1 protein-coding gene is annotated in these 1,607 nt (G+C 38.9%); it reads right to left on the bottom strand.

What is annotated here, in order from left to right:
* Positions 1-233 precede the first annotated feature (233 nt).
* A complete protein-coding gene (locus tag GMJ66_RS20270; RefSeq protein WP_231515003.1) occupies positions 234-1,523 on the bottom strand; it encodes a purine/pyrimidine permease in 1,290 nt (429 codons plus the stop codon).
* Positions 1,524-1,607: the final 84 nt, after the last annotated feature.

The following is a 1,607-nucleotide window of genomic DNA, read 5'->3' on the forward strand; positions in this document are numbered from 1 at the left end:
AGTCCGTACGTCACTAAACGGGCGCTTGCGCTTTTCTTAGGGAAGTGGCGGTTTTTATTTTCAAAAAGATTGGTTGTTTTTGTAACTAAATTTATAAACTGCGAACTAGTGTAGTGTGTTTCCAGAGAGGTAATTTGATACTCTGACATCATCTAAAGTTATGTCAGTTTATATCTACTGCGAGGTTAAAAAATTAAAACTTGCGAAAAGAGCTTGATGGAAAGTATGGGCTGTTATTTCTCTTCTTTCCATAATTGTTCCATGAGGATAACCAGTATCGTACCTACTAATAGACCATTACTTATTACATTTTGTAAAATCGAAGGCAAGTCGACAAATACTTCTGTTGGCAAGAACATCGTTCCCATTCCAATGAGATAAGCAATCCCAACAATGGTAGCTTTTCTTGAGTCGAGCTGTACGGATGCCAGATTACGGATCGCTAATCCAACCAACTGAATAAAGGAAGCCATTAATGCTGCATTTGCGATAGGAGATGGAATGCTGGAAATCAGTGAAATAATTGGCGGAAAGAATGCAATGAAGATGAGTAGAATCGCAGCATAAATAAATGGCATTTTTCGCTTTTGTCCTGTTAAGGCAATAAAGCCGGAAGAAACAGCTAAAGGAACATTGGCAATGGCTGAAAATATACCTGCAAGACCATGATTGATACCTGAGAAGGCGGTTCCCTTATTCATTTGTGCATTCATCTCCTCCGATTCTACTCCCAATGTCTGGTTTACAGCAATGATGGATGCAACAACATTGGAGATAATGATGATTGCTGTAATAAAAGCCATTGGCACCACACTTAAATCAATTGCTGGCATGCCAAATGCAAATATTTCGGGAATAGAAAATAAATTGACATTCTGGTTGTAACTAGGTTGATCCACAACGATGAGATACGAAACCCAGCCGATAATAATCCCAATAAAGACCGCAAAATTACTTAACCAGCCTCGAGCAAATACAGATAAACCGAGGATAATAAAAAAGGTAATAAATGCAAGTGTTGCCTCTGTCAGCTGGATGGTGCTTGTATCTCCCTGTAAGCCAAGCATCCCGCTTAAAAATGTACCACTTAATTGAACCGTTAATAATAAAAAGAAGGTACCGGTAACCAGTGGAGTAAAAATGGGCAAAATCTTCTGGGCAATTTTAAAAGCTCCGAATAAAAATAAAATGAAACCAGTTAAGATCATGGTGGTTTCCAGTGAACGTAATGTACCGTTTAAAGAAGTGCCATTATGTAATCCAGTAACTGCCATTACTGAAAATATACTAATCCATATTCCTGCTGGTCCTTCGATAATAGGAAGGCGATGACCGAACAGAGCTTGAAGCAAGGAAGCTGCACCAATGACAAAGAAGCTCCGCTGCATTAAACCAGATACCTCAATCAAACTCATATCGTAAATTGCTCCGATTACAATAGGCATGGCAACCGTGTTTGCCAGTAGGAACACAAACCATTGAATGGTTTCCATTACAGTCTTTGCATTTAACGTATTGTTCAAAGCGAACACTCCTAATTGAAAATGATAAATACCTGTTTGAGTGGCCTATAAGTGCGTGTTCAAAAAGGAGGATGAAAAGGACCG

Source organism: Oceanobacillus salinisoli, from assembly GCF_009733865.1.
GTDB classification, from domain to species: Bacteria; Bacillota; Bacilli; order Bacillales; family Amphibacillaceae; genus Oceanobacillus; species Oceanobacillus salinisoli.